Source organism: Clostridium sp. UMB9555A (assembly GCF_030222355.1).
Lineage (GTDB): Bacteria > Bacillota > Clostridia > Clostridiales > Clostridiaceae > Sarcina > Sarcina perfringens.
In genome coordinates, this window is the sequence record NZ_JASORQ010000002.1 from 293982 (window position 1) to 318566 (window position 24585).

The 24585-nt window shown below is 28.4% G+C and carries 44 protein-coding genes; 2 read left to right on the plus strand and 42 right to left on the minus strand.

The window, feature by feature from the left end:
- Positions 1-2 precede the first annotated feature (2 nt).
- From QP548_RS06540 to QP548_RS06725, 38 genes are all read right to left on the minus strand, one after another.
- Positions 3-704 (minus strand): distal tail protein Dit, encoded by a 702-nt coding sequence (locus QP548_RS06540; RefSeq protein WP_061427600.1) that lies wholly within the window; start codon positions 702-704, stop codon positions 3-5.
- Positions 697-4263, minus strand: a complete 3567-nt coding sequence (locus tag QP548_RS06545) for a phage tail tape measure protein (protein ID WP_061427597.1) — start codon at positions 4261-4263, stop codon at positions 697-699. Before QP548_RS06545 ends, QP548_RS06540 begins: the two co-directional genes overlap by 8 nt.
- A 17-nt stretch (positions 4264-4280) precedes the next feature.
- Positions 4281-4805, minus strand: coding sequence for a hypothetical protein (locus QP548_RS06550; RefSeq protein ID WP_061427595.1), 525 nt, complete (start codon positions 4803-4805; stop codon positions 4281-4283).
- Between the two features lie 46 nt (positions 4806-4851).
- Entirely contained in the window at positions 4852-5481 is a 630-nt protein-coding gene (locus QP548_RS06555) for a major tail protein (RefSeq protein WP_061427593.1), read from the minus strand.
- Positions 5471-5800 (minus strand): hypothetical protein, encoded by a 330-nt coding sequence (locus tag QP548_RS06560; protein ID WP_061427591.1) that lies wholly within the window; start codon positions 5798-5800, stop codon positions 5471-5473. Before QP548_RS06560 ends, QP548_RS06555 begins: the two co-directional genes overlap by 11 nt.
- Positions 5800-6180, minus strand: a complete 381-nt coding sequence (locus QP548_RS06565) for an HK97 gp10 family phage protein (protein WP_061427589.1) — start codon at positions 6178-6180, stop codon at positions 5800-5802. Before QP548_RS06565 ends, QP548_RS06560 begins: the two co-directional genes overlap by 1 nt.
- Positions 6180-6500 (minus strand): phage head closure protein, encoded by a 321-nt coding sequence (locus tag QP548_RS06570; protein ID WP_061427587.1) that lies wholly within the window; start codon positions 6498-6500, stop codon positions 6180-6182. Before QP548_RS06570 ends, QP548_RS06565 begins: the two co-directional genes overlap by 1 nt.
- Positions 6484-6765, minus strand: a complete 282-nt coding sequence (locus QP548_RS06575; protein ID WP_061427585.1) for a head-tail connector protein — start codon at positions 6763-6765, stop codon at positions 6484-6486. The genes QP548_RS06570 and QP548_RS06575 overlap by 17 nt, the downstream gene beginning before the upstream one ends.
- The gene (locus tag QP548_RS06580) at positions 6755-8140 is read right to left on the minus strand and encodes a phage major capsid protein (RefSeq protein WP_061427583.1); all 1386 of its coding nucleotides are present in this window, start codon (positions 8138-8140) and stop codon (positions 6755-6757) included. The genes QP548_RS06575 and QP548_RS06580 overlap by 11 nt, the downstream gene beginning before the upstream one ends.
- 2 nt (positions 8141-8142) lie before the next feature.
- On the minus strand, positions 8143-8766 hold the full coding sequence (locus QP548_RS06585; RefSeq protein ID WP_061427581.1) for an HK97 family phage prohead protease: 624 nt from the start codon (positions 8764-8766) through the stop codon (positions 8143-8145).
- Positions 8759-9982, minus strand: a complete 1224-nt coding sequence (locus QP548_RS06590; protein WP_081109938.1) for a phage portal protein — start codon at positions 9980-9982, stop codon at positions 8759-8761. Before QP548_RS06590 ends, QP548_RS06585 begins: the two co-directional genes overlap by 8 nt.
- A 16-nt stretch (positions 9983-9998) precedes the next feature.
- Positions 9999-11714: a terminase large subunit gene (locus QP548_RS06595; protein ID WP_061427579.1), complete on the minus strand. Its 1716-nt coding sequence runs from the start codon at positions 11712-11714 to the stop codon at positions 9999-10001.
- Positions 11707-12081: a hypothetical protein gene (locus QP548_RS06600; protein ID WP_061427575.1), complete on the minus strand. Its 375-nt coding sequence runs from the start codon at positions 12079-12081 to the stop codon at positions 11707-11709. The genes QP548_RS06595 and QP548_RS06600 overlap by 8 nt, the downstream gene beginning before the upstream one ends.
- Positions 12082-12194: 113 nt before the next feature.
- Positions 12195-12896, minus strand: coding sequence for an HNH endonuclease signature motif containing protein (locus tag QP548_RS06605; RefSeq protein WP_061427570.1), 702 nt, complete (start codon positions 12894-12896; stop codon positions 12195-12197).
- On the minus strand, positions 12896-13069 hold the full coding sequence (locus QP548_RS06610; protein WP_158024735.1) for a hypothetical protein: 174 nt from the start codon (positions 13067-13069) through the stop codon (positions 12896-12898). Before QP548_RS06610 ends, QP548_RS06605 begins: the two co-directional genes overlap by 1 nt.
- A complete protein-coding gene (locus tag QP548_RS06615; protein ID WP_061427568.1) occupies positions 13069-13875 on the minus strand; it encodes a terminase small subunit in 807 nt (268 codons plus the stop codon). Before QP548_RS06615 ends, QP548_RS06610 begins: the two co-directional genes overlap by 1 nt.
- A 20-nt stretch (positions 13876-13895) precedes the next feature.
- A complete protein-coding gene (locus QP548_RS06620) occupies positions 13896-14198 on the minus strand; it encodes a hypothetical protein (RefSeq protein WP_061427563.1) in 303 nt (100 codons plus the stop codon).
- Positions 14199-14695: 497 nt separating this feature from the next.
- Entirely contained in the window at positions 14696-15178 is a 483-nt protein-coding gene (locus QP548_RS06625; RefSeq protein ID WP_061427561.1) for a hypothetical protein, read from the minus strand.
- 34 nt (positions 15179-15212) lie between these two features.
- A complete protein-coding gene (locus QP548_RS06630; protein WP_061427559.1) occupies positions 15213-15488 on the minus strand; it encodes a hypothetical protein in 276 nt (91 codons plus the stop codon).
- A 4-nt stretch (positions 15489-15492) separates the two neighbouring features.
- Complete coding sequence (locus tag QP548_RS06635; RefSeq protein ID WP_061427557.1) at positions 15493-15819, minus strand: hypothetical protein; 327 nt, start codon at positions 15817-15819, stop codon at positions 15493-15495.
- Between the two features lie 11 nt (positions 15820-15830).
- Complete coding sequence (locus QP548_RS06640) at positions 15831-16019, minus strand: hypothetical protein (protein ID WP_061427555.1); 189 nt, start codon at positions 16017-16019, stop codon at positions 15831-15833.
- Positions 16012-16317: a hypothetical protein gene (locus tag QP548_RS06645; RefSeq protein WP_061427553.1), complete on the minus strand. Its 306-nt coding sequence runs from the start codon at positions 16315-16317 to the stop codon at positions 16012-16014. Before QP548_RS06645 ends, QP548_RS06640 begins: the two co-directional genes overlap by 8 nt.
- Positions 16318-16344: 27 nt before the next feature.
- On the minus strand, positions 16345-16470 hold the full coding sequence (locus QP548_RS06650) for a hypothetical protein (RefSeq protein WP_257722257.1): 126 nt from the start codon (positions 16468-16470) through the stop codon (positions 16345-16347).
- Positions 16460-16666, minus strand: a complete 207-nt coding sequence (locus QP548_RS06655; protein ID WP_061427551.1) for a hypothetical protein — start codon at positions 16664-16666, stop codon at positions 16460-16462. Before QP548_RS06655 ends, QP548_RS06650 begins: the two co-directional genes overlap by 11 nt.
- A 1-nt stretch (position 16667) precedes the next feature.
- Positions 16668-16895, minus strand: a complete 228-nt coding sequence (locus tag QP548_RS06660) for a hypothetical protein (RefSeq protein WP_061427549.1) — start codon at positions 16893-16895, stop codon at positions 16668-16670.
- 50 nt (positions 16896-16945) lie between these two features.
- On the minus strand, positions 16946-17182 hold the full coding sequence (locus tag QP548_RS06665) for a DUF6980 family protein (protein ID WP_236907357.1): 237 nt from the start codon (positions 17180-17182) through the stop codon (positions 16946-16948).
- 4 nt (positions 17183-17186) lie between these two features.
- Positions 17187-17348: a hypothetical protein gene (locus QP548_RS06670; RefSeq protein ID WP_158024734.1), complete on the minus strand. Its 162-nt coding sequence runs from the start codon at positions 17346-17348 to the stop codon at positions 17187-17189.
- Positions 17329-17577 carry a hypothetical protein gene (locus QP548_RS06675; protein WP_061427547.1) on the minus strand — a complete coding sequence of 83 codons (249 nt, stop codon included), beginning with the start codon at positions 17575-17577 and terminating at the stop codon, positions 17329-17331. The genes QP548_RS06670 and QP548_RS06675 overlap by 20 nt, the downstream gene beginning before the upstream one ends.
- A 14-nt stretch (positions 17578-17591) precedes the next feature.
- Positions 17592-17774 (minus strand): hypothetical protein, encoded by a 183-nt coding sequence (locus QP548_RS06680; protein WP_061427545.1) that lies wholly within the window; start codon positions 17772-17774, stop codon positions 17592-17594.
- 12 nt (positions 17775-17786) lie between these two features.
- Positions 17787-18059 (minus strand): MarR family transcriptional regulator, encoded by a 273-nt coding sequence (locus tag QP548_RS06685; protein WP_061427543.1) that lies wholly within the window; start codon positions 18057-18059, stop codon positions 17787-17789.
- A gap of 52 nt (positions 18060-18111) precedes the next feature.
- Positions 18112-18849 (minus strand): rolling circle replication-associated protein, encoded by a 738-nt coding sequence (locus tag QP548_RS06690; RefSeq protein WP_061427541.1) that lies wholly within the window; start codon positions 18847-18849, stop codon positions 18112-18114.
- 170 nt (positions 18850-19019) lie between these two features.
- Positions 19020-19424 carry a hypothetical protein gene (locus QP548_RS06695; RefSeq protein ID WP_061427539.1) on the minus strand — a complete coding sequence of 135 codons (405 nt, stop codon included), beginning with the start codon at positions 19422-19424 and terminating at the stop codon, positions 19020-19022.
- Between the two features lie 97 nt (positions 19425-19521).
- Positions 19522-19893, minus strand: coding sequence for a hypothetical protein (locus QP548_RS06700; RefSeq protein WP_061427537.1), 372 nt, complete (start codon positions 19891-19893; stop codon positions 19522-19524).
- An 8-nt stretch (positions 19894-19901) separates the two neighbouring features.
- On the minus strand, positions 19902-20246 hold the full coding sequence (locus tag QP548_RS06705; RefSeq protein WP_061427535.1) for a hypothetical protein: 345 nt from the start codon (positions 20244-20246) through the stop codon (positions 19902-19904).
- Positions 20243-20632 (minus strand): hypothetical protein, encoded by a 390-nt coding sequence (locus QP548_RS06710; protein WP_061427533.1) that lies wholly within the window; start codon positions 20630-20632, stop codon positions 20243-20245. The genes QP548_RS06705 and QP548_RS06710 overlap by 4 nt, the downstream gene beginning before the upstream one ends.
- Positions 20633-20646: 14 nt before the next feature.
- Positions 20647-21387: a hypothetical protein gene (locus QP548_RS06715; protein WP_061427530.1), complete on the minus strand. Its 741-nt coding sequence runs from the start codon at positions 21385-21387 to the stop codon at positions 20647-20649.
- Between the two features lie 91 nt (positions 21388-21478).
- Entirely contained in the window at positions 21479-21667 is a 189-nt protein-coding gene (locus tag QP548_RS06720) for a hypothetical protein (protein WP_061427528.1), read from the minus strand.
- 14 nt (positions 21668-21681) lie between these two features.
- A complete protein-coding gene (locus QP548_RS06725; protein ID WP_061427526.1) occupies positions 21682-22026 on the minus strand; it encodes a hypothetical protein in 345 nt (114 codons plus the stop codon).
- An 81-nt stretch (positions 22027-22107) separates the two neighbouring features.
- On the opposite strand from QP548_RS06725, the gene QP548_RS06730 reads away from it, so the two are divergent.
- On the plus strand, positions 22108-22659 hold the full coding sequence (locus QP548_RS06730) for a hypothetical protein (protein ID WP_061427524.1): 552 nt from the start codon (positions 22108-22110) through the stop codon (positions 22657-22659).
- 66 nt (positions 22660-22725) lie between these two features.
- On the opposite strand, the gene QP548_RS06735 is transcribed toward QP548_RS06730, so the two are convergent.
- The 4 genes from QP548_RS06735 to QP548_RS06750 are packed head-to-tail and all read right to left on the minus strand — an operon-like array spanning position 22726 to position 23923.
- Positions 22726-23163 (minus strand): hypothetical protein, encoded by a 438-nt coding sequence (locus tag QP548_RS06735; protein WP_061427522.1) that lies wholly within the window; start codon positions 23161-23163, stop codon positions 22726-22728.
- A gap of 35 nt (positions 23164-23198) precedes the next feature.
- Positions 23199-23495 (minus strand): hypothetical protein, encoded by a 297-nt coding sequence (locus QP548_RS06740; protein WP_061427520.1) that lies wholly within the window; start codon positions 23493-23495, stop codon positions 23199-23201.
- A gap of 21 nt (positions 23496-23516) precedes the next feature.
- Positions 23517-23708: a hypothetical protein gene (locus QP548_RS06745; protein WP_061427518.1), complete on the minus strand. Its 192-nt coding sequence runs from the start codon at positions 23706-23708 to the stop codon at positions 23517-23519.
- Positions 23709-23767: 59 nt separating this feature from the next.
- The gene (locus QP548_RS06750) at positions 23768-23923 is read right to left on the minus strand and encodes a hypothetical protein (RefSeq protein ID WP_158024733.1); all 156 of its coding nucleotides are present in this window, start codon (positions 23921-23923) and stop codon (positions 23768-23770) included.
- 127 nt (positions 23924-24050) lie between these two features.
- Between QP548_RS06750 and QP548_RS06755 the strand changes: the two genes are divergently transcribed.
- The gene (locus QP548_RS06755) at positions 24051-24386 is read left to right on the plus strand and encodes a helix-turn-helix domain-containing protein (RefSeq protein WP_061427516.1); all 336 of its coding nucleotides are present in this window, start codon (positions 24051-24053) and stop codon (positions 24384-24386) included.
- Positions 24387-24585: the final 199 nt, after the last annotated feature.

The following is a 24585-nucleotide window of genomic DNA, read 5'->3' on the forward strand; positions in this document are numbered from 1 at the left end:
TCCTATAAATATTTATTGTTCCATTTTACAGTTACCTCAACATTTCCACTCTCTAGTTTCAATGAATTTAATCCAGGAATAAATTTAATTCTTTTACTTTTTAAATGCCATATTTGCATATTTAGAGAATTGTTGAGCATAACTTTATTTGTACTTTGAGTTATTTCTAAAATATCACCTTTATTAAAACTATTATTAAATTCTAAAAAGTTAGAATTACCATCTCTAATTTTTATTTTGTCGCAAGTACTAATAACTTTAAATATAAAATCAGGATATACATCTTCAGAACCAGTATAGTTTATTATTTTTTCAGTTGTATCTGTTATATTTAATTTAATTTCATTTGCTTGAATTTCTTGATAATTAAAACAAGTAAACTCTATTGAGCCTTCTCCTTTTCTAATAGTTCCACTAATAGAAGAAAGGTTTGTTACTTTGGCCATATAATAAAAATCTATTCTATTAGGTAAAATTAATTTATTTAATTTAAAATTATCTCCTTTAAGCCATGTTAACAATTCAGTTTTCCTTTTATGATCTATCAATTTATTTCTTTTAAATTTAAAATCAATAGTTATTTTCTTTTCTCCTAATTTAGTTTTATATTTAGTAGCTTCTAAAGTTGGAAGTATATCTTCAGTAATATTAGTTACTTTTACCCAATCAGGTATTCTTATATTATTAAAATATAAACTAAGCATATATTCCCCCTCCTTTAGTTCTTTTATTTTTCTTTTTAAGCTTTTCAAGTTCAACATTCAACATATTAGCAAGTTTTTTTGCCACCACTTGATAATCATCATTATTTTTAATTTCTACTTTTTCTAAGTATAAATTAATTTCATTTTTAGATTCAGTTTCTTTTTGAGATAAAGCCTTTACTATTTTATTAAAATCATTATTAACGAAGCTAGTATTAACTTTTAAACTTTCTTCAGATGAACTTGAATAATAAGAACCTCTAGTCATATAATTGCTAGAATCAATTTGTGGAATATTAAAAGCTCTAGCCACCCTATTATCAAGACTATAATTTTGTGGTTCAAGAGAATAACTTCTAGGCGGCTCTACAATACTTCTTTGTACATTAGTTGTAGTCCTCATTATACTGACATTCCCATTTATGCCTCTACTATATTCATTTCTTATACTTCTCCAATCTGAAATACATCTATCTCTCATTGTAGCTGTAGCACTTGTAACATTGTTTTTCATGGCATTTGCGTTAGAAGTTGCATATTTCTCCATATCACTAGCGTTATCATCAACTTTATCAGCCATATTATCAGTATTATCGGCTACACTTTTAGACATTTCATTTGTATTAGTATCAGCTTTATTGGAACTTTCTTTTGTTTTTTGTTCCATAGTTTTAGTGAAAGTTTCCATAGCCTTAGATATATCCTTAGCCATAGTATCACCATTTATTTTACCTGCTTGAGCCATTTGTTTAAGATTCCATTCAACTTGATTTGCCTTTTGTTCTACAGTCATTGAATTATTTATTCCTTGGAATAACATTTTTGTAGTATCATTCATATGAGTTAAGGTATTAAGTTGATTTTGGTCTAAAGCTCCAAGTTGATGGGCCATTCTATTAGCTGCTTCACCATAATTCCCATCTACAATTAAAGGAATATTTTTTAATATACCATCTGCTGTTTGAGTTAAAACAGTTAATTCACTCTCTGACATTGCTCTCATTTGAGATAATCCTCTACTTGTAGAGTTAGTTACCTTCATCATAGCCTCTTCAGTATTTAAAGTTAATTTAGCTGTCATTCTACTCCAAGCATCATTAACAGTTTGTCCTCCTGGACCATCTGCTATCGCTGCTATGATATCACATATTCCCATTATAGAAATAGCTAAATTACCAAAAGTCATTTGAACTATACCACTAATAAATTCACAAACAGCCCCTATAATATATCCTAACCCTCCAAATTTTTCTTGAAGTTTTAAAATAGCCATTTCATTATCGCCAACCATTGCCATTAATGCAGTTAAAGCTACAATAACAGCACCTATTCCTATAGGACTTGCTAATACACCTAATGCACTAGTTAAACCACCTGTAGCTCCAGCTGTTGCAGTTGCTCCAGCTCCAAGTTTTCCAAATAAAGTTACAGCATTACCACCAACTATTATTAAATTTCCTATTCCCATTAAAACTGGTCCTAAAGCTGCAACAATAGCTCCCATAGTTACAATATTTTTTTGTTGTTCTTCATCAAGAGAACTAAACCAGTTAGCAACATCCGTTATAAGTTCAACTATTTTAGATAATACAGGCTCCATTGCAACAAATGCTCTTATTAAGGAACCTTCTATAGCTGATTTCATTGACTCAATTTTTCCACCTAAATTATCCTTCATAATTCTAGCCATTTCATTTAAAGAACCGTTGCTTTGTTCTAGCTGTGATTTTAATGTATCATATTCACCACTAACACCACTTAGTAATTTCATAAGTGTATCAAATTGAGTTTTCCCACCTACCATGGCGGCATATTGTTGTTTTTGTTTTTCGGTTAGTTTGCTTGTACCATCAGAAGCAACTCCTAACTTAGTAGCCATTTCTTTTAATACTTCAACTATATTTCTTTGTTTTCCTTCACTTGTATACAAAGAAATATTCAATGCATCTAAAGCTTTTCCAGCTTGACCAGTTTCAGTTATTATATTAGAGAATACAGAAATCAAAGCATTTCCAGCTTCACTTCCTTTAGTACCTCTATTGGCTAATATTCCTAAAAGCACTCCTGATTCTTCTAATGGAACATTCAATTGATCAAATATTCCCCCAGCTACTATATAAGCTTCTAGCATTTGCTCCATTGATGTATTAGATTTTCTTTGTGCGTTAGCAACTATATCTAAATACTTTGCAAAATCATCAGATTTAACTCCAGCAGCCGACATAGAATCAGTTACTAAATCGGCAGTTCTTGCTAAATCAATTCCTCCAGCTTCAGCAGCACGTAAAACTGGTTCTATTCTTGAAACTGATGTTTCAACATCCCAACCGGCAAGAGCTAAAAATTTTAATCCATCAGCTGCTTCTGAAGCAGAGAAAGAAGTTGAGCTTCCCATCGCTAATGCTTTTTCTTCTAATTTTTTATATGATTCTGAACTTTTATCAGCTATTCCAGCCGTTGCTTGTAATGCACTCATACTTGTTGTAAAATCAACACCTGCTTTAGTTGCGGCAGCTCCTGCGACTCCCATAGGCATAGTAACACCCATCGTCACACTTTGCCCAAATTGTTTCGTATTTTGTCCTGCACTTTTTACTTTTTCACCAATAGTATCAAATGGTAATTGCTTTAAATCTCTAGCTAAATTATTAACTTCTGCTTGAGTTTCATTTAGTTCTGTTTGATATTTATTTAAATCAGTTACAGTATCTTCTATTTCTTTTTCAACATTAGAATAACTATCTTTTAAAGTTAATAATTTTTGTCTTAATTGCTCAGCTTCAACTGAATTTTCACCATATTCAGATTTAGATTGTTCAAGAGCCGATTCAATTTTTTTAATTTCTTCTGATAACTTTGTATGCTCTAATTTATTTTCTTGTAACTTAGAATTTAACTTTTTAATCTCTTGCTCATATACATCTATTTTTTGTATATTAGTTTCTAAGGTTAAAGACATTGATTTCATTTCTTGACCTAATTGTTTAAAAAAGTTACCATTAGAATTCATTTCTGAACCTAATTTATTTAATTCACTTTCAGCAAGTCTTGATTTATTTTCAATTTCAGTTAATTGCTCTGCTACAGTTTTAGTACTATTACCTAGTTGTTCAAATTGTTGCTTAGAGTCTTTTAGTTCCTGCTCTAATGTATTGATAGTGTTTTTAGTCTTATCAATATTAGTAGATAAAGTTAGCATTTTTTGAGCATTCTTTTGTAGTAATGTAGCTTGTTTTTGCCACTCTTCAGAACCTTTCCCAACTGTAGATTCTAATTCTAAAAGTTTAGCTTTTTGAGTATCAACTATATTAGATAACTCTTTATATTCAGCTTCTTGTTTTTCAAGTTTTTGACTATATAAATCAATTTGTTTACTTGTTTTACTTATCTTATGAGATAATCCTACATAACTATTTTCATAGTTTGTTACACCTTTTGAAGCATTTTTGAACTCATTTTCAGATTTTTTAATAGCACTATCTATACCTTGAATTTGTTTTTTAAAATTTCCACTTTCTAATGCTAATTCTAGAACTAAACGTTCTATACTGTCACCCATACAACCACCTCCTTATCTTAAATTTCCTCTACATTAGAATCTTTTTTATCTCCATGTAATTTGTAATGTATATCCATTTGTGAAAAGAAATTCTTAGGTGTTGTATTCCAAAAGTCATTTCGTTTTAAAACGGTATTCCATAGATATTCCATATAATCAAATTCCCACTCAAAACTTGACTCATCCTCACCATCCTCAAATTCACTTTCATTTTCTTCCTTTTCTTTATTTAAAGGTAAGCACTTATTTATTAAGTCATAGATGTATGAATAAGCATTATTAAACTTATCAACTAAATTTGAATCAGATGAAAAGGCATCTAAAACCTCTTCTTTATTGTGTTGATTAGTTGAATTTATAGTTTCCAATATAAAAACTGTAAATAATGTCATATCAAAATTTGAGATTCCTTCAATAATTTCTTTTACTGTAACCTCTTTATTAAATTCATTAAGCATAGTTTCCTTAATATTTTTTATAGTTAAAAATGTTAATGTACCTACAAATTCTTTATTATTTAATCTAATTTTTGATATATACATGAAATCACCTTAAATAAAAAGAGAAGGTATAAGCCTTCTCTAAAAATTATTTACTTTTTGACTTAGTTTCTTTTTCTTCTGAAACTTCCTGTATTTTAAGTTCATTTAACATTCCTACCTCTTTAGGTTTTTGAACTTTTTTAAACCAATTTGTAATAGCATCTTGATCAACAGTAGGGTCATCTGTATCTATAAAATGAAATATATCTCCATTTACCGCTTCTCCTACAGTAAATTTAATTTCATCTTCTCCAGCCGCACCTTTACCATCCTCAATCGTCTCTGCATTTAATCCAGATTGACTACACTTACAAGCATAAATTACATATAATCTTTTATGTTTTGACCCCTTTTTCTTTCTTTCAAATAAAAAAGCTCCCTCTCTTGCAACATCCTCAGAATTAACCACTATTCCACCTTTTACAATTTTATTGCTAAACAAAGCATTGTACTCTGTTTTATCCAATCCTAATGTAGTTAAAGTTCCTTCGCCACCAGCATAGTTAAAATCATCAGCACTCGTATTATCTGCCCAATCTTGATCACTTTCATATTTTAATTCCGCTTCAATCTTCTTCCCATTTTGAATTGGTATTGGTGTTGTATAGTCATCCTCTTCGAATGGTGCGAAATGTACATTACTAAATCCTTTTAATAATTTTTTCTTATTCATCATTTAATTCCTCCAATATAAAAATAAAATTTTTGCCATAAAACCCTTGAGATGGATTTAATGTTTTCATGGAATCAAAAAAGAAGCCATTATTTTTAAATAGCTTCTTAATTTCTATATACTTTTCAATTCCACTTTTATTTTTATGCCAATAATTAATAGTTACAATTTTCTTTTCTTCTAAATTATCATCATCAGCAAAGGTTGTGTCATACTCACTTGCAATATCAAAAATAATATATTCATTAGAATTACCATCGTAAATTTGATATCCCAAATCTATATTTAAAGTTTTTAATAATTCTTCAATCTTTTCTAACATTATAATTTCAAATCCCTTTTTAAAGATGCTATTATTTTTTTCTTAGCTCCTCCCTTACTTTGATTAAAGCTTTTTTTCATCCAATGTGTACCAACTTGTCTCCTATTCCCATACTCAGTATAGAAAACTCTGGCAACAATAGATTTTTCTTTGCTTTTAACGCCTAATTTAGATTTTCTATCTGTAGAACTCCCAGTTTTACTTATTTCACCTAAGTTTTCTTTGGTTATTCCAGTATTAACAGGAACATTTATTTCAAGAGCTCTCAATACTTCTTTATTTCCAGCATCTAAAGCTCTATCCAAAACTTCTTTTTGTGCTTTAGTATCAAGTGTAGCTAAACGTTGTTTTACTTTTGAAAAATCAAATTTAAGCCCCATTATATAATCACTCCTCTTAGTTCTATATAATCACCTATGTCTGGCAATTCATTTATATAATCTATATTGAATTGCTTACCTCTAAAAATGATTATATCTGTATTCTGTGGAGTATATTGTTTGCTTCTTCTTATAATAAAATTTGCTGTTTGTTTTAAGTTAACAGCATCAGCTTTTATAAACTCATTTCCTCCAAGCATTTTAACTTTAGCTTTACACTTTCTTATTACCTTATACTCATCATCTTTAAGGCTACTATCTGCTTTAACTAATCTTTTTATTTCTATTGTATATCTTAATTCTCTAGGGTTTATTTTCATCTTTAGAACCTCCCGAACAAGATAATTGAGTTATCAATGATTGTAGAGAAAGACAAAAGCTCGGATTTCCCGAGCTCTTATTCTCATACATACTTGATACTAGCATTTTTATAACTAAGTTATATAATTCATCATCTTCTCTTTCTGGAACTCCTGCATTCTTTAAATAAAGTTTAGAAGCTTGAATTAAAGATAATATTTGTACATCTTCGTCATTATCTTCAATTCTTAAATAGTCTTTTACAGAATCTAAATTACTTTTCACTTTCCGCCTCTTCTATCTTTGCAGCTTCTGCTTCCGCTTTAGCTAATGCTTTTAATTGAGCTTTATTTAATTCTGCACCTTTTTTTAATAATACTAACCCTTGAGCTCCAACTAATGTACCTTTGCTATTTTTACCCATAGCCATTTTCCCATCTACTATCATTAATGCTTTATGAATCCACTTATTTTTATCTTCATCAAAGTACTTTTTATAGTACATACTTAAATTAGAATTAAGCAAATATTGAGAAAGGTTTACTACTGCTCCGAATATATCTCCTTCTGAAGCTTTTGCAAATGAAGGAAATTTATTTACTGTTAATACTTCTCTACCACTTAGTATTTTTTGACCTTTTTCATTTATTTTCCCTAATCCTATTTTTTGTCCATTCTTATCAGTCATTCCATTTAAATGAGTTTCCCAAGTTGGTTTTGACATAGTGTAAATAACATCATCCTCAACCTCTTCATCTATAGCAGCTTCAACTTCAGCCCACTTACTTACAGTTCCTATATTGGTACTATTGAATTCTATAATTTGTTCCTTTGGTAATCCTTCAACGTTTATAAATCCTAAAGGTTGACCTGAGCCACTTCCTTTTACTATAGCTGTTTCTATAGCTTTAATCATAGCTTTCTTTAATTGTTTAACTACTGTTGATTCAAATATTGGCAAAGATACTGTAGCTGATAATAGTCCTATTGCCATCTTAGCTTCTAAAACATGATATCCAAATTGAATTTTTGCACCCATTTTTGCCTTTTGTTCATCAGATACAGAAGTTTCATCCTCTAACCATGTAGCTTCTGGCATTACTTCAGATATAGGAATTGCTACTGCTCCTTGGTAAGAAGTTTGAGTAACTCTGCTTAATATTTTTCCTTCAGTAGTTATATCTTCTATAACTTTATTTAAAATTGTAGTTGGAATAACTGCTCCTATATCACCAACTACAGTTAATTCGTTACTTCTTGCCTCTGTATTTTTAAATTTATCTGGTATAGGTGTTCCATTAACCATATAGTCTTTAAAAGCTTGTCTATATTCTAAAGAACTATACATATCTTCATCATTTCTATTTTCATTGAAACCTGTTGAAAATGAAGCAATAGGATTAAAATTGCCAGTTGAAGGTATCATTCCACCAGCAACACTTCTTTGATTACCTTCATTTTGTTGCCAACCTTCATTTGTTTCTCCACCTAAAGCTTCATATAACTCTCTAAGTTCCTTTATTTCTTCATCTAATCCGGATATTTCTCCTTCTAAACTTCTAAGTTCTTCAATACTTTCTGTCGCTTGAGATCTTTCAACTAATTTAGTTCTTTTCGTTTCCTTTGTATTTATTAATTGTAATAGTTTTTTTAAGTCCATATTTAATACCTCTCTTTTGAATATTTTATTTTTAATTTTAATTTTTCTAATTCTAACTTTGAGTTATCTAATTCTTTTCTAGCTTCCAACAATTCTTCTTTAGCATTAGCAACCTCTTCACTTCTTTCAGTTGAAACACTTGTTCCTTTATAAGCTGGTCTACTAACTATACTAACTTCATTTACTCTTTTGAATTTTAAAATTTTTCTTGTTGGAATTTTACTAGATAAATTTTCCCACTTTTGTTCTTCAATAAAAAAAGCGAAGGACATTCCATCTAAATCTCCTCGCTTTACCGAATTATAAACTGCTTTCGCTTCTGAATTGTTTTCAATGTCTAAAAGTGCATCTATACACAATCCTTTATCATCTATTGTTATAGTCATTGTAGAATCTTTACTTCTACATCTAGCAAGCGGTATTTGTCTTGTATCATGATTTACATGAAGAAATACATCACTTAAATCACATGCATCGAATGCTCCTCTTTCTATTACTTCTCTGAAATACCCACCTATTAATGTAGTTTGGTTAAATACTGCTGCATAACCTTTAATTCTTCCTTCTTCTGTAGTTTGAAAGTCATTAGCTTCGAAACTTCTAGTAATGTATAAATTGTTATTCATCCTCTTTCACCCCCTTTCCAGCTTTTTGAGCTTGATAACTATCAGCTAAATCTCTATTTATATAGTTAAGAGACATATGTCTAATATCTCCACCTTCAAACGGTGGATAGCCGAATAGTTCTAATAACTGATTATCAGTTAATGCTCCCCTATTTCCTAAAATATCACCTACAGCAATTTTATTTTTAGTGTTTGTAAAAAGAAGTTTCTGAGGATAAAATATAACTTCATTCCCCATATCTATTTCTCTATCTGTAAATAAACATTTATTAAAAGCTTGACCTAACGAATTAATCATTGGCTCTAACTTTTTATCATAAAATGCCTGGTATTGTTCATCTGTAAAATCTCCTGTCAATATAGGAAAAGATACGCCATATCTATTTAATATTTTAGCTTCTACAAACTCTAAAATATTTTTATCAATTACAACTGGATTATTTCTTGAAAGAGATATAAAATCACTTTTCATATCTAAAGCTAAAATACCACTTTGAGAAGTTTGAAGTTGCCTTTCAAACTTTGCTCTTTCTTTCTGTTGATTTTCATCATCAAGCAAAGTGTTTATTTTAACTATCCCATTTATGGTTAAACTCGATTTTACAGCTTTGTCTAACCCTTCAGTAATAGTATTATTTATATTTAATATTTTTAATAATTCTCTATTATCTGCTTGACCTTGTGCATTTCCTCCCATAAATTCATTAAAACTAAAGTCTTTTCTCCAATGAATTATATTACTGTATTTTAAAGTAACTTCCATTCCATTACCAAAAGTAAACTTTATAAATAAAGTTCCTGATTCATCTTCTAAAAAATCTACATTTCTAGGATTCAATGGATAAAAGCCAGTATAAATTCTTTTACCAGAGTCGTTTATATAGAATTGAGGGTAAATAAAACAATTATACGTAGTTTCTCTTAGCCAAACACATTTTTCTAGAAATTCTGATATAGTCATCAGTGGATTAGGTGACACTTTAAGCAATCTATTAATTGAACTATTAATTGTTTGTTGCTTATCTTCAGCTAAAATTCGTATATGCTTAGGTTTTAACTTTGACATTTCATCTGCAGTACATCTTATGCAATTTTTAACTATATCACTAGCATAAATATCTTCTCCAAACTGACTAAATATAGGAGTTTCACCACTTAACATTTTGGCGTAAACATAATTCCTATACTTATTTATCATATTTTTAAAAAAGCCCAAATCTTCCCCTCCTTTCCTAAGCTACTAATCTCATATACTCACTTCTAAATAAGTCTAATGTTGCATAAGCTATTATCAACGCTACAGCTCCATCTATATGTCTAGCTTTAATATCTTTTATTTTCATTGGCATTATTCTGCCTTGATCATCTAACTTCATAGAAGTATTTTCTAGACACCATTTATCAACAGGATTACCATTATATCTTATTAAATTAGCTTTTAAATCAGCCTCAACCATTTTCATTGGATTATTCAAATTCCTAATAGTTTGCTCTATCTTTTCTAAATCAAAGCCATAGTCTTCCATTTCCTTCTTAAAAGCCCTGGCGTTCCATCGGTCATATCCAACCTTCCAACATCTAATTCTATAAGTTTTATAAAGATTCACAAACCAAGCAACTACTTCGCTATAATCAACTTCATTTCCTTTACAGATATGTATATATCCATCTCTAGCCCATGCCTTAAACATTTCAGCATCTTCTTTTGAGCAACGCTCTAGTTTTCCTTCAGGAATAAAGTACATTTGAATAATATATTTAAATTTATCTTTAATAACTAAAGCTTTAGCTGCTGTCAAATCAGTTGTTTCACTTAAATCTACAGCTCCTATTGCAATTGAGCCTCTTAATTCTTCTAATGTGAATTTTTTATCATTTCCATTGACTATATCATCTTCTTGTAACCAAGCTGCTCCATTATTTTGTTTAATATTAAAGTCTTTTGCTAATACAAAAGCTCTTTTAGAATTACTGGTTTTAGCCTCATCTATCATTTTTCTTAAAAATGACCATTTCTTTATTACACCAAGCCCTGGATTACTTTTAACCCATGTAGCTTCATCTTGCCAAACCTCTTGTTCAGAATCTTGAGTATACAACCAAATTAACCACCTTGGTCTTTCAATTTCACCTTTTAAAGCTTGCCTTGCCTCAATAAGTCTTTCATCTAAATAACCATCATTAGTAAAACCTTCAGTTGTTAATTCAAAATATAAAGGTTCATCTTGTGTTGAAAGCGCTTGTCTAACCGGCATAACTATAGAATCATCTTTCATTTCAAATACTTCATCTACAGCACCAATTCCAATGTTTCTACCTTCTTTTGCTCCTGTCTTAGCTGAAATCTTTTTAATACAGCCTTTATTTTGTCTTGTAAACTTACCTTTTTTCTTTTTCTGTTTAGGATTTCCAAAAAATATCCCTTTGACTGTTTTCCTAGTTACCTTTTCTAACCTTGGACTTTCTTCTCTCATAGCATCCATAGCATCTAACATCAACCCAGCTTGTTCATAGTTATTTGAAGCACATAGAATTTTCTTTCCCATCTCTCCACAAAACCACTCTGCTAAACATATAGCACTTATAAAAGGTGTTTTACCATTTTTTCTTCCAACTAAAAAAAGTACGTCTTGATATTTTCTAACGTACCTTCCAACTTCATCATCATATATTTTTATAGCAAATATTGCTTCAACAAAAGCCTTTTGCCAAATCTCTAATAAAAAAGGATTACCTGCATATGGTGCTTCAAAATGCTTACACTCATTTTCAATGAATTTAATTCTTTTATTTGAATCTTCAAATTCTATTTTTATATTGTGTATATTCTGATAAATAGGATCTGCTATTTCTTTTTTTAATCCTTCTAACTGAAGCATTAATTCCACACCTACAATTAATTCACCATTCTTAATCTTATTATAATAATCCAGGATATAACTATTCATAATCACTCATCTCGTCATCTTCATCATCAGCATCTTTACCTAGTAATTTAAATAATTTATCAATGTAGCTTAAATAATTTGGTCTTAATTTTGTAATAAGCTTACTTGAAGGTAATTCTTTTTGTTGCCTAACATTTTCAGGATTAACTTTTACAAGTCCACCACTTGAATTTACTATGGCAGCCAATTCATCAAGTTCAATTTTCATTCTAGCAGCTTCTAATATAGCACCATCAATTAATATTAATTGTTCTTCGTCAAGTCCCTCAAATAAAGAAATTAATCTTTTATATTCAGTTTCTATTTTTTCAAGTCTTTCTTTCTCTAAGTTCTTTGATTTTTTAACTTTTTCGGCTTTTCCGCACATTTTTCCCAACCTTTCAAATTATTTTTGAAAAAAAGTCAAAATTACCTTGTGCGTGAAAGTACTCTTCCCCCTCTGCACTCGGAATCCCCCCAATGAAATTTTTCTAGGGGGGGTTACTCTACAAATCTATCAAACCACTCATCAATTATATTTTTCCATAATGTTTTCTGATGGTTTCTATAATCAATACAGTTATCTAATCTTTTATAAAGTTCTTCTTTATTAGGTTTAAGTAGAATAAGTTCTGCTCCTAATTCTCTTTGCAATAGTTCTCTCTCATACTTATCAGGATAGCCTCCAATAATCCAAGCACTGCCGAACTTCCCATATCGAACCTTTATATTATCTATTAAACACTTCCTAAGAGCTAATACATTAGGTAATAAACTATTTGGTTTATTATATCTTTCTAACATTGTTACAGCTTCATACAATCTATCCATATCAACAACTAAATCATCATCTTGTTTATTAGATAAAACATATGAAGTCTTTCCACTAAGTGGTGGTCCATATACAATGTAGATTCCTCTATGCTTTAATCTTTCTTTATAATGATTATATCCATGCTTTTTATCATGTATCTCATTGTGACATTCAAGATGTACTAACTCAACATTATCAGGATTAAGAGATATATTATAATCATTAACATTTGCTAATGTTAATTCTATCTTATGATGCACTACTATTGTGTCACTTACTTTGAACCCATCTCCACAATGCCAACATCTCGGTTCTCTTTCACTTATTATTATCTTTCTGAAGTTAACCCACTCTTTAGATTTATAAAACTGATCTAATGTAATCCACATTAATAAATAATCCTATCTGTCTTAAAATCAACAATAACTACTTTTCTATTTAGCTTTTGGGTTAATTCCTCTTCACGCTTCTCTAATTCTTCCTTCGTGTATAACATCTTGTTTTCTTTTAGTATCAATAGTTTCCTTATTGCTATTAATATCCTCTTCAATAGTCTTTTCACTAATCCCACTCTCCCTTCTCTGCTTGTTCTTTCTTCACTTTAGTTAATTCCACATTAGCTTTTAATAATTCTATTTCAGCCTTTTGTTTATCAGTAGCTATATTCATATGTTCACTTAACCAATCAAGAGCTCTTAATGCATCATGAAGTTTTAAAGATATTCCACTTTTCCCTTGTTTAACCTCACTTATAACAGAACCATCTAACTCAGCACTATCTTTTAAATATATATAACTACCTTTTATTGTCTTAGTTCCATCTTTAGTATCTATATCAAATTCTTCAGTACCAAATTCCAAATAATCCGTCATAGATGCATAAGCAATGTCAAGGTACCTCTGAAATATATCCTCTTTAGTTAAAAAGATTTTATTTAATTTATATTCTCTTAATTTATCAATTGCATTTTTTATCTTAGGGTTTCTTAGGGACTTGCAACCTTCTACCATGGCCGTGTCATAACTACAATTGTATGCCTTTTTATAGGCTTTAGTAGCATTAAAACAATTTATATAATAAGCACAAAAAAGCCTTTGATTATCAGTTAATTCGTCATTCTCTATTAACTCTTTAACTTCTTTTTTAAAAGGCTTTCCATTGTTCTTTTTCAAACTATTTTTTTTAGTAACAACTTTTCCAACTGTTACTTTTAATTCTTCATCCCATTTATCTTCTGACTTCCACTTTCTAACTTGGTTATAACTTATATTTAATTCTTCTGCTATAGTTTTTAATTTAATATCACCACATGAATTTAAATATAATTCTTTTGCTTTATACCTATTAGGGCTTCTAGCTCTAGCCAATTAAATTCTTCCTCCTAACATCACCAAATATTTTTATGCTGCTTACTTAATAAAATATGTTCCTTCGTTATTTCTTGCCTTAAATGAGTAATTTTTTTCTCTAACTTAACTCTTTGGCCAATACTATTAGTTTTCTCAAGTTCACCTCTTAATTTTCTGACCTGATCTTGTTTGTTTCTTATTTTTGAATTAGTTATAAAGCATTTATATTTTTCTCCACAACTTGGACAAACAAAATAAATCATTTCTATATCATTCTTTATTTTCTCTGTTTGAGTACATATTTCAAATTCAACATGACATTTATCACACTTAACTACCATACTATTTCACTCCTATAATATTATTAAAAATGTATAATAACAAAATTTTCATGTATTTCTATAGATGCATTTTTATATCTCCGTTCAAGTTCTTTAACTATTCTTATCTTTTCTTTGAACTTTTAAATGGTATTGCCTCGCATACTTTCATTTAATACACCTCTTAATTAAAAAAATAAAAAGAACTCAGTTTATTAAACTAAGTTCTTTCTTTAGCTCCGCAGTCCAGAGAGCTTATAATTATATTGGCTTTTTTTGAAATTATAGAATATTTAAGTTTAGAATAGAAAGATTCGAACTTTCATTCATGATAGCCTTACCTATCGAACCCTCCAAGGTATTCTCATATTAAGTGATGCCATTAAATAAATAGCATCACTTAAATGGTGTAATTAACTTTTTAACGTTAGGAGTTAGATTTTTGAATGAATATAATTATTCACAATACAATTCTATCATTTATAAAACACCATGGAAACACCATCTTTTCACCATGATTACACCAAATCCATTTTTAATCCATCAAATCCAAAGAGTAATACGCTTAATTCATCTACACATTCATTTATCCATCTTGATGGCGTATTCTGACCACAATTTAATTTATCTCTGATTTCTCCATAACTTTTCTTTTCTATATAAAACATTTCTAAAGCTCTGTACTGTTCTAATGATCCTGACCTAATTTTATTTTCTTTTAGTTCACTCATAGCCATTTCAATATGTGATACCATTATCAAAGTTCTTAGTTTGCTTCTTCTTATACTCAATATATAAGCTCTATCATCTCCATTCTCAGCTTCTATATCCATTTCACTTATATCATACTTAGCCTTATCTGAATGAGTTTTTAAATTATTAAAATTTCTTAACAATAATTTTGTATTATGTAGAACTTTTTTCTTCTTCTCTTCCCTTTCCTCTTCTTTAAATTCTTTTAATGCTTTTTTTATAGCTTTATCCATTACTTCTTCCTTCATGTTTCTACCTCTTCTCTAATCAAATCCAATTACTCTATCCCTTATTGTTAAATACTTTCTTGTTTATTTCAAATGCCCATTTAGGACTATTTAATTCATCATAAAATTCAGTTCCATCTTTCATGATTATAATATTGGCTGGATAGCTTGGATCACCTATAAGTACCATTCTAATTTCTTCTGTAGGTGCTAATGTCTTTATTCCATGATTTCTATATATTTCACATAATCTTTCTTTCCAATATTCTTCCTTACCCAACTCATATTCTTTAGGATATATTTCACCTGTACACTTTTTAAATATTTTCATATCATCACCTCTTCTTACTTAACCCTTCAAGCATTCTTTCAAATCTCTTCTCATTTAATACCTTCTCTAATTCTCTATATTTTATTAATAGCTTCCTATAGGTTTTAGCCCCTTCATAAGCCCATGCCATCTCTAATCCTTTAACCATAAATTCTTCCTCTTCATGAGAATATATTATCCCTTGTTCTAGGACACTTATTTTCTTACCATGATCAATCATTTCTTTTATAACTTTTGGTAACTCTTCTATTGTAATTTTATCTTTATGTTCCTGGTATGCGCTAGCAACTAATAATAAAATTATTGCTGCTATAATAATTACTAAAACCATTTCTATTCCTCCTAAGGTAATAACAATTCTTCTTTAATCTTTTTCACGAACTCTTCTTTAGTAACAAGAAAATCTGGTTCAGTATTCCCAAATACCTTTATACATTCTTCAAGAACATAACAACTCTCACAATCCATCCTTTTACATAAATCAAATTGTCTTCCTAAAACTTCATCTAAAGTTTTTTCATATTTACTCATCTTTATTACCCCACATATTCCTTTTTTCTTTATCAGGTATTAATTTCTCTTTTAAATTATCCAAACTATACCCATAATAAGTACATGCTTTTCCTAAGAATTCAAAATACTCTATATTTACTTTGTATTTGCTTATAATATTAAGATATCTTTTGAATTCACTATCATAGTCATTTCTTATATTATCAATTTCTACTTCAATAACTTCATTAGGAATTTTAACATCCATCTCTTTAAAAACTATTTCTATTATCGGATTAATACCTATACTTCTTAGTAATCCTAGTTCATTTACCATCCATCTTAATGGTCCATTCCAATATCCCTATTCATCTAATGTTAGTTTCGCTCCATATTTAGCTAAATCTTTTTCTAAATACAACTTAGCTTCTTCAGTTAAACGCACTTTAACTCCTGCATTTATGTTAAAAGATACATTCTTAATTCTCATATTGTCCCACCTCTTCTTTATTAAAATAATCACCAATAGGATAAATAATTTCTATTTCATAACAAATTTCTTTCTTGAATTCTCCCACTTTAACATTTATTTCATTCTTACCATTCATAGCCTTTTCAAATATAGCTATAACTTCTTTAAGATTATCTGATTTAATTATTCTTTTAGATACATCACTTAATATCATATTATTTCACCTCTTCAAACTCATACTTATCATTATTTTTTCTTACTGTAACACTCTTATCTTTTCCTTCAGCTAAATCAATTCCTATATTCTTTTCTTTCTCGTATTCCAATGGTCCTTCTCCATAAAGCTCATAACATAATTTTTCATCTGGAATCATAAATACACACCTATCACCAGTTACTCTACATTTACGTTCCATTCCTCCATAACTTGCTCTACAACTCATTACCTATCCTCACTTTCTTTGATATAGACTTTCTTTTTACAGTATTAAACTCACTCATTCTCTTCCCCTATTAACTTTTCCCCACAAAATGGACAATATTTTATATCAAACCACCCGCTACTACTTTTATTTTTCATTAATACAATACCTGGTGTATCATTTTCCATTAAATAAATAAAAGCTTCATTAGGCTGTTCAAAATCATTAGGTGATTTATTAATCTTAAACTCTTTTCCAAATGGTTCTTTACAAAAATCACAATTCATTAATCTAACACCTCTTCTCATCAATTTATTCCCTTGGTTGCCATTCTTTATTTTTAATTTTTCCACACTTAGTACACTCTAAATAAATCACATCTCCATTTCTGGAATAGAACGGAACTCTTTTTCTAACTTCTTTAAATTTGTGTGTACAAAACATTCCTTTAAATCTACTCTTTATCATTATCATTTTTATTCAACTCCTTAATTTCTTGTAATAAACTAATTATTTTCCAACTTAAATCATTTTTCCCACCTCTTCTTGAAATCTTACTAGCCGTTTCCCTAGCACATAATAAACACATTTTAATTTCTTTTTCTCCATTAGTTGCAACTATAAATCTTGTTTTTGGATATAACTCACATCCACATATACTACATTCTTCTGTATAATTTCTTTTTGCTATTTCTATATACACTTCTTATCACTCTCCTAATCTAATATTTCAACACTATCTTTCTCTATAATGTCTTTTACCCAATTATTCCATCCAACATATCTTGTTATTATATATGCCTCTTTTACTTTGCATTCTTCTACAGATACTAACTCACCTTTTCTGTATGTTTTAGAATTTCCATCTCTTTTAAAATCTTCTTTTAACCTTGCAAGCATATTAAACTCCCCTTAAATAAATTTCATTTGTCCTGGTATATTTAGTTTTTTAACATCTGTTATTGCTTTAAAATATTTATTGTTTCCTAGCTTGTCTACCTCTTCTATAAGTCCTAAATACAATAAATCTTTAAATAACTTATTTGTATTTTGTTTCTTTATATCTAAAGTTTTGGATATTTCATTTTGTGTAAATTTGCCCATGCTTAATAGAAGTAGTACCCTATAGTGATTACCACTTAATTCCTTTAATCTTGTTATATATTTTATGTACTCATTATTCATAAATTTAGTAATGTTATAGTATTACTAAAGTAATATTCTCTCATTACTATTTTCACTCCCTCTTTTTCAATTTAGCTTTTATAAAAATCAACCCAAGCATTTCATCTACAAAAGTTTTAAACTCACACATTTTATATCCTTTAAATTCTTTTTCTAACTCATATCCTCCTTGAGAGTGAGCTAAATCCCAAACTTTTTTTCTAGTATATTTATACTTTTTCACTTTTACTACTGGCTTTTTTAAATTTTTACTACGTGAATATCTCTTTTTACCTTCAGGACTTTTAAGCATATATTTAGCAATTCCTTCAAATCCAAAATCATCTTCTTGTAATCTTCTACTATTTGCTCTACCTTTATTTATTTTAGTCCATAAAATTTCAAGGACATCTCTATCTATATCTCCACTAATAATAAGATGATGATGTAAGTTTTTATTTTTTTGTCCATACTCTATAACTCCAATATATTTAGGAGCTGGTAATCCTTTCTTCTTTAAATGATACTTTATTCTATCAATGTATTTACTAAAATCTTTTTTTGCTTCTTCTAAATTACTAGGTAAAGTATCTTTAGAGTAAGATAGTGTTACAGCTAGATCTCTCTCTGTAAAATTTGCATGTATTAATCTTATTACATGTTTCTTCGCATTTATTTCATTTATTACTTTCTTTTTTTCTTTTGTCTTTTTTCTTCTAGGTTTTCTATGTTTCTTTTTATCTATAACAAAACCCTTATGTACTTCTACCTCTAACATTTTTCCTGAATAAATTGTCTTCTCTATATACATGCAAACTACCTCTTAAACTAAATTTATAAAATCCCTGTAACTTTAGACTCTAATCCTTACCCGTAAAAGCCACCCTTGACTTTTTTCAAATTTAGAAATAAGATACTTATATAGCGATTTCAAGTATTTTATTTCTAAAATAGTAGATTAGTAAAGTAAATACTAATCTACTATCTTTTTAAATATTTCGGATATTTAATTACACTATTTTTATCTATCTTATCTAACAAACTAGTTATTCTTACATTTTTTGTTAGATAAGATATTTTTATTTTACTTCCTCTATTTTTTAATCCTTCAACTTTATCTATGTCGATAATATTATTTATCGCTAAAGCAATCTCACCAGTTTTGCTTTCTGGATCATACTTTACTACACAAAAATAATTTATATTATCTTTAAAATCTTCAAAAAACTCTGCACATTTTCTATACCTTTTTATAAAATCATCAGCATTTTCAACTAATTTTTCTTTGGATATTTTTTCAAACTTTTCTCTTATTAGATAATCATTATTTTCAAATTTCTTATTTAAAGCATTTTCAAGTCCTTTAAAATCAAATTTCTTTTTCATATCATAAACCGCTTTCTATTTTGTATAATTTATTTTTATAGAAATCTTCTTATTTTTTACATCTAAATTAATAAGTTTCTTTAATCTCTTTTTTAATTTATAATTTTTCATCTTCAAAAAACCCCTCCGAATATCCACCTATAACATCAAAATCATTTTCAAAATAAATTGCTAAATTACCAAAACTACCATTTTTCTTTCTTATAATTTCAACTCTTTCTTTATAGTCCGGTATTTCTTCAATTTCTTTTATGTTAGTTATAAATATTCTTGCAATTAATGTTTTTCCATAATCAGCTATTACAAAAATGTACTTACAACTCTTTGAAAATCCTATATAATTTTTTATAAATTTATTAACCTTCTTAATAGCCCTCTTTCTTGTAATATCATAAAAAGCCATCGTTATTTTATAATCAAAGCTTTTAAAGTTTCTATTTAAAGCTTCTTGTATTTTTTCTCTTTCCATAGCTCCTCCTAAGAATTTTTATATTCTACTCTTAACCATGTTAATTTACTTCTTAACACTTCTATTTCTAATCTTTTGTTTTCTATAGCACTTATACAAGTAAAATATTTACTAGCTGCTATATCTCTTTTGTATCTAAGTGTAGATATTTCTTCCTTACCTTTAATTAAGTTATCTATTAAAGTAACTTGTACTTTTTCTTGCCTTAATAATAAGATTTCTTTTCTTAGTTCCCTTCTATATCTACCTTCAGTTAATGCTTTTTGCTCTGCTAATATAGTTAAATTTTCATTTAATTTTGATAACTCTATTAGTGCATGATCTAAAAGTTCTATTATCTCCTGTGGATTCATAAAATATCTCCAACATCAATTAAAATCTTTCCACCCATGCAAGCTCTTATAATATCTTCTCTTTCATAAAAACCTGCTACATTTTTAACTGGTTTTAATAACATATCAACATCCTTTTGGCTTATACCTAAAAGTTCCTTTATAATATCTTTAGGATAATATTTAAGTTCAAATAATTTATAATACTCTCTTTGTTTTTCTAACCTTAATTTCTTCAATTCCTTAAAGCCATTATTATGTACTGCATTAGGTGCTAAAACGTGGCAATTAGCGCATAAATCAATTAAATTATGTTTGCACCTTATTAATGCAGGTTGTTGTTTTCTGCTAACAATGTGATGCGCTTGTATATTTTCTGTGCTACCACATAATTTACAATATCTCATCTCTCCTACCTCCCTTAAAAGTAACTTCTCAATTTATCATCAACTGACATCTGAGTCCTTCCTAAAATTTTACCTATAGCAAAACAATCGTAACCTTTTTCTTTTAATATAATCGCTTTATTTTCCTCAGCTTTGCTCCAAGTTCTTCCCCCATCTGGAATAGGTCTATATGGAACATTTAAGTCCATTAATCTTCTTTTTATAGCAGTTTCTGTTCTAGATAAATCTTCTGAAAGCATTTTATATGTGTAAGTGTTGCTTTTTACCTTTGCTATTAATAAATTATCTTCTTCCTTGCTCCATCTCTTTTTAACATTAACTTTAGCTGGATTCATTTGATCTGCTTTTCTTTTTTCTTCAACCCAACTAGGCTCTTTTCCTAAAGCTCCATTTTTAAAATTTGCAAAATTTAATTCACCCTTATTTTTTTCTGCCCATTTCCAAAACTCTTCAATGTCTACTACCTCAATTTTCATTCTCGATACCTTTTTAACTAATACTGGGAACCCTAACTCTTTAAGTTTATTTTTTAAATAACCATAGCCACTTCTTGAATATCCTAAGCTTATTATTAAATCTTTAAATTTAATATACTGAGTATTATCAATCCATTTTCCTAACTTTAAAGCCGAAGCTTTTTTTCTTACACTTACAATGGTTCTATTTAATTTCTTTGCTATAATATCAACGCTTACTGCTCCCCATTTTTCTTCAAGATAATTTATATCTTCTTCAGTCCATATCCTGCCAGCCAATATTAAAACTCTCCTTCCTTATAAAACAATAAAATAAATTAAAATAAAAACTAAAAGTAAATCACCTAGCAAAATCCATAGTAACAGTCTTCTATCCCTCATATACCCTCCTAAAAACATTTTCTATTCTACTTAATATTTCTAAAAACTTCTTCGGTGGTGTTTTCTTATTAAAATTTAATCTATTAAATCTTATGTCATCTTCTGTTGCTATTAAAATTTCTTCAAACATTTCCAAACTACATCTTTTCTTCAATTCTTGTATTTCTCTTAATAGCATATAAATTTACTCCTTTATAATTTCTTTATTAAAAACATTAAACTTAATACAAAAATAAACATTACTAAATAATATATTATGTAAAGTGTTATTTCTCTTTTTCTAAATTCTTTAGCTTCCCAAGTTAAAACTTCCTCATATTCCAAACCTTCTAGTAAATACTTTTTACATCCTTTTAAAGTTCTAAATTCTTCTTCCCAACATTCATTAGTGGAATTATCTATTGCTATATATTTATTAAGTGCGTAGTTATCCTTGCAAGTAGCTATATATCTTCCTGGTTCACTATTGCCATCTTGCCAATTTCTAATAATACTTTTAGCTTGTTCTTCAGTTATATATTTGATATTCTTATTCATTTATTTTTTACCTCTTACAAATTTCAACAAATTTTTCATAGAATAACTTGTACAATTATAATGAGAAAGGAAGTGATTGTAATGAAGTTAACCGTAAACGAACTTCATAGATTAAGTATTCTTATAGAAAAAATTAATATTTCTAAATCAAATTCCACTAATTATTTAACCCCATTACCTAAAAATTTTATTATTTCATTTAACAATTGTTTATGGGCTTGTACTGGATTATCTTTAGAAAGATTAGATCCAGCTAATTTTAACCAACCTGCTATACTTAACTATAAACTGGGATACGATAATAATTGTAAAAGCTTTATAGTTCATAATTGGTATAACATTCAGAATTTATCCGAAAAATTGGAAGAAAAATATTCTTTTAACTCCAATAATTACAAATCTCTTAGCATAAAAGAATTACCTTATTTTCTAAATGAATTTCATAAAATTATAAAAGATGATTCTATTTTTAAAGAATGTTTAACTATAGAATTGGAACCATGCCTATATAACGCTACAAATTTAAGCACCGGCATGAAAGTACCTTTTTTAACATTAGATAAAGATATTTCCTACGAATTAATTTCTATAATTTCTGATGATGAAATAGATAAATTCACTTTATGCCGTTAAAAACTTAAATTTTAAAGTGTATACGAAGATGAATTTAAAAAATTATCTTTGTATATGCTTTTTCATTTAGAATTGTCTGATTTCTATATCTAAACTTGAATAATCACCTTTTCCAATAATTCCATCATCCTCAAGTTTTTTCAAAACATCTTTAAGAGCTGTTGTACTGCTAACCCTCAATTTTATAGGCTCGTAAAATACTTTAGCTTTTAATATTTTTTCCATAGCAGCTATATCAATACTAGTAATTGAAGATACCTCAAATTTACATAAATTTTGTATAAGCTCCATTAATTTATCTTCAGCTTCTTTTAGTGTTAACTCTCCAGCATGATACTCACGTCTATAAAATATTCTGTCATCTTCTTTCTTTTCCGCCTTATCTAACTCTTTAATGATATTATCAAATAAGTTTACATCTTCTTGTTTGCACTCAATGCTATCGTACTTTAAAAATTCATCTCTTAATTCAACTAATTTCTCTATCATATCTATTCTTTTCATATCACTTCTTCTCCAATCTTAACTATTCCTTGTGATTATCTAATTCTTAAATTATTCTTTTTACACCTTGGATAATTTAAGCCACATTTTTGTTCGTAGACTTGCATAAGTTCTTGTGCAGGTCTATCTTTTATTTTCATTATGTTTTTAGTTTCTCTTAATTTTTCCTCATTACTTTCGCTACTTTCCAAAACTTCTTTTATAAATACCTTGTCCACATCAGTAACCAAAGCTATTATAACTTCTCCAGTTTCTATCACTCCTGTAACCTCATAGTTTCCTTTAGATATACCTTCTTTTATAGCTTTAATCCCCATATTTTTAGCATCCATAATTTCACACATCCTTCAAACTCAGATACTATTACACTTTTTCATCAATTCTTTTTCTGCTTTTTCAACTTGTATTCTCTCCCACGCTCTAGCCATACGCTCTTCCATTTCTTCTTCACTAACAGCAAAGTAAACTGGATGTTTAGTTTTTGCTTTGCTTCTTCTTAGTTTGCTATAGTCTATTTTTATAGCTCTGTATTGCTTTTTATCCATTCTAATCCCTCCTCAACTATCCATTACTAATCATCCTAAATACTTAAACTAACAATTACTTACTTAACTACTTTTTTATTTTTAGCAACTATTTTTTCAGATGTTTCTTGTGCAAAAAATAACGCTTGTGTTATAGCCAAAATATATTGTTTATTATTTTCATTTAATTTTTCAAATCCAATAGTAAAATCCCTAGTATTTTTTTTAGCATTCATTTCATCACCCCTATCACTTACTATGTAAGTATAATACCACTACTATGTGAGCGTGTCAATGTTTTTTACTTGCATTGTAAGTATTTTTATGATATTGTAAGTAAAAACATAGAAAGGAGATTATAAATTGTCTGTAAACGAACGAATAAAAGAGCTTAGAAAAGAGTTGCACTTATCACAGGCCAAATTCGCCAAAGCAATTTCTATATCCAACGGATATATAGCTAGTATTGAATTAGGAAATAGATCTGTTAACGAAAGAATAATTAAACTTATCTGTACAACATTTAAAGTAAATGAAACTTGGTTAAAAACAGGTGAAGGTCCTATGTTCAACGATACTATTGATAATTCTACTCAAATCGCAATGGAAATATTTAAAGAATTAAAACCTGAATTTCAAGAATATATAATCAATCAAATAAATCAATTATTAGAACTACAATCGAAAGATTTAGAGTAACAATATTAATTTTAAAGAGTAATTTTAATTTACTCTTTTTCTTTTTTTGAAATTACATTTTAAACTCTTATACATATCTAATATTCGCTTGTATTTTAGTAAATTTAGTTAAACTTAGCAAGTTAGATAATTTATGAAATTAATAATTTCTATAACATTGAAAAGGTGAAAATTTATTGAATTTATATAATTGTAGAAT